This window comes from Vicinamibacteria bacterium, from assembly GCA_035620555.1.
Taxonomy (GTDB): Bacteria; Acidobacteriota; Vicinamibacteria; order Marinacidobacterales; family SMYC01; genus DASPGQ01.
This window is the reverse complement of record DASPGQ010000260.1, coordinates 1-3,008: the sequence shown is the minus strand read 5'-3', so window position 1 is coordinate 3,008 and position 3,008 is coordinate 1. Positions and strand designations below refer to the sequence as shown.

Annotated in this window: 3 protein-coding genes and 2 tRNA genes; all 5 read right to left on the bottom strand. The window is 62.5% G+C overall.

The features are described 5' to 3' along the window. Positions 1 to 124: 124 nt before the first annotated feature. Positions 125 to 331: a hypothetical protein gene (locus VEK15_10830; GenBank protein ID HXV61178.1), complete on the bottom strand. Its 207-nt coding sequence runs from the start codon at positions 329 to 331 to the stop codon at positions 125 to 127. 69 nt (positions 332 to 400) lie between these two features. Further along, positions 401 to 476: transfer RNA gene (locus VEK15_10825), tRNA-Lys, on the bottom strand. A gap of 21 nt (positions 477 to 497) precedes the next feature. Then, positions 498 to 574 (bottom strand) — tRNA-Arg (locus tag VEK15_10820). A 72-nt stretch (positions 575 to 646) separates the two neighbouring features. Then, complete coding sequence (locus tag VEK15_10815; GenBank protein HXV61177.1) at positions 647 to 2,593, bottom strand: acyl-CoA dehydrogenase family protein; 1,947 nt, start codon at positions 2,591 to 2,593, stop codon at positions 647 to 649. Further along, on the bottom strand, positions 2,590 to 3,008 hold a 419-nt coding region (locus VEK15_10810), incomplete at its 5' end, for a TetR family transcriptional regulator C-terminal domain-containing protein (protein HXV61176.1). The genes VEK15_10815 and VEK15_10810, both read right to left, overlap by 4 nt.

The following is a 3,008-nucleotide window of genomic DNA, read 5'->3' as shown; positions in this document are numbered from 1 at the left end:
CGGCCGAGCTTCGTGTCGGTCGCGCGGTATACCTCGCCCATGCCTCCCTTGCCCAACTCGGAGGTGATGGTGTAGTGGGCGAGGGTCTTGCCGATCATGAGCGAACGGGTCGAAGCCTACTCTATCAGGAGAGATAGGGAGAATCATCGGTCTCGTCATCGACCTTTCCTCCCGTCGCGCCGCGAGCCGAATCCGTGTCGAACCGGCCGCAGCGTCCGCTCGAAAGCCTTTGACAGCCTCGCGCGGGTGCAGTGTCGCAAATGGTTTCCAAGAACATCTTGACGTGCTTCTTCGATTGTCCTTGCGCGGCGAAATTGGCGTACAGCTTCACGACCGACTCGGCGGCAATTACGTGGGGAGAAACATGATGGTTCTAGCGGATTTGAGGATTCTCGTAAAGTGGTGAGCCGCGAAGGAATCGAACCTTCAACCTACGGATTAAGAGTCCGTTGCTCTGCCAATTGAGCTAGCGGCCCACTCGGCGCTCGGATTTCGGCTGGTACGCCTGAGAGGATTCGAACCTCTGACCTTCTGCTCCGGAGGCAGACGCTCTATCCATCTGAGCTACAGGCGCATGCCCGATCCGGGGAAACGCCATTCTCCGGAATTCAGAAGGATAGCCGAGCGAGCGCCGGCTCGCAAGTCCTCATGAGTGAACCTTCTCGAGCTCGGGCGCCGGGGCCTCCGCGGCGGAAGCAGTGGGCTCGCGCTCATCACCGTCCAGGCTCTTCTGCACCATGCCGTCGAAGAGCCAGGTCGCGGCGTCTTCGAGGACGTCTTGTGCGAGGGCGTACCCAAGCCGGTCCGTGTTCTTGCTCACGCCGCGGAATCGCTCTTCGATGCGAAGGCGCGAGCCCTGGCAGAAGTGCTCGACGAGGGCCAGCACTTCCTTCCGGTTGCGGCCCTGGGCGATGAGCGACTCGGCTCTCGTCGCCGAGGCCGCCTGGGCGAAGAGCTCGGTGCCGATGTCCACGAATCGGGCGAGGAGCAACTGCTCGCGCTCGAGCTTGGGGCCGTGCTTCACCATGGCGTGAAAGATCGCCCGCGCGAGCTTCTTCGATGTCCGCTGGACGTAGCCCACGTGCGTCTGGAGCTCGGGGACGAGACCCTTCACACGTGAGAAGGACGGCATCCACTGCTTGGGATACCACACGGCATAAAACGCCACCGCCTTCGCCGCCGCACGAAGGCGCCGCGAAAGAGGAAGCTTTGGATTCATGACCTCTCCGGCGACGCGAAGATGCGGGTCCATCGCCTCTCGCGCGATGAAAAGATGCATGATCTCGGTCGAGCCCTCGAAGATGCGATTGATGCGGGCGTCCCGGAGCGCTCGCTCGACGATGAACGGGGTCTCTCCCCGGGCTTTCAGCGACTGCGCGGTTTCGTAGCCGCGTCCGCCGAGAATCTGCATGGTCTCATCGGCCATGGTCCAGGCTTCCTCGGTGCAGAACAGCTTCGCCATGGCTGCCTCGAGACGGATGTCCGTCTTCTTGCGGTCGACGAGCGCCGAGGTCAGGTAGGTCACCGACTCCATGGCGAACAAGGTCGATGCGATGCGGGCGATCTTGTTTGCAATGGCGGCGTGCTTTCCGATGGGAACGCCCCACTGCTCGCGCTCTCGTGCCCAGCGCGTGGCCATCTTGAGCGCGCGCTTGCCGAGCCCGACGCAGTTCGCCGGAAGAGTGACGCGTCCGGTGTTCAGGGTGGTGAGCGCCACCCGAAGGCCCTTGCCCTCCGCGGCGATGATGTTCTCTCGCGGAACCTTGACGTTCGTGAACCGGATCCTCGCGTTGTAGAGCGCTCTCAGTCCCATGAATCGGCAGCGCTGAACGACTTCGACACCGGGGGAATCGGCCTCGACGACGAATGCCGTGATCTGCTCCCGCTCGCGGCCGTTCACGACCTTCGACGGGGTCTTGGCCATCACCACGAGAAGCCCCGCCAGAGTACCGTTGGTGCACCAGAGCTTCTCGCCGTTGAGGATGAAGTGCTTTCCGTCCTCGGTCGGCACCGCGTGGGTCTCCATCCGCGCGGGATCGGATCCGACGCCCCGCTCGGTGAGCGCGAATGCCGAGATCTCCCCCGAGGCGACTCTTGGGAGGAACCGGCGTTTCTGTTCTTCGTTTCCGAAGAGCAGGAGCGGCTGCGGCACGCCAATCGACTGATGAGCGGACAGGAGCGCCGAAAGATTGCCGCAATAGCTTCCCAGAAGAACCGCGGCGCGCGTATAGACCTGCTGGCTCAGACCGAGTCCTCCGAACGTCTCGGGAATCTTGATACCGAAAGCTCCCATCGCGGCGAGCCCCTCGATGACATCTTTTGGGATCTCTCCCTCGAGGTCGATCTGGTCCGGGTCGGTGCGCTCGCGCAGGAAGTCCTCGAGCTTCGCGAGGAAGGCCCGGCCTTTCTCGTCGCGGTCCTGGGGAAGCTCGGGGTAGGGGTGAACGAGCTCGAAGGGAAGCTCGCCCATGAAAAGGGCGCCGGCAAATGTCGGATACTCCCAGTAGCTTTCCCGAGACGACTCGGTGAGCTCGAAGGCGGCCCGCTTGGCCGCGGACATGCCGGATGTATCGAGGACGGGCTCGTCACTCATGGCTCTTTCTCCTTCGATCGGTTCTTCGCGTGCTGTGCCAGCATTTCCACCACTTGGGTGCCGGCCACGCGCAAATCGATCGCCTTTTCGTCGAAGACCCATTGCAGCATCACGCCGTCGATGACGGCTTGAACGAGAGAAGCGGTCGCGTCAATCGGAAGCGGGCGAAACTCTCCGCTGGCCATGCCCTCTTCTAATATGTGGGAGAGGTAGCGACGGGAGGGCTCGTAGACTTCGGCATTGAAGTGGTTGTGATCTTCGGTGCTCCCGCGTCGGCCCCAGAGATCCACGAGCGCCACATAGTTATCGCGGTTGGCTTCCATGAACTCGAAATTGGCCTCGATGTAGGCTGTCAGCTTGTCGAGCGCGTTCTCGCACTCGCCGACCCGCTGCTTGATGTACTCGGCGGGCTTGC

Coding starts and splice junctions, on each gene's coding strand:
- VEK15_10815 (HXV61177.1), bottom strand. CDS start 2,593: ATGAGTGACGAGCCCGTCCTCGATACATCCGGCATGTCCGCGGCCAAG.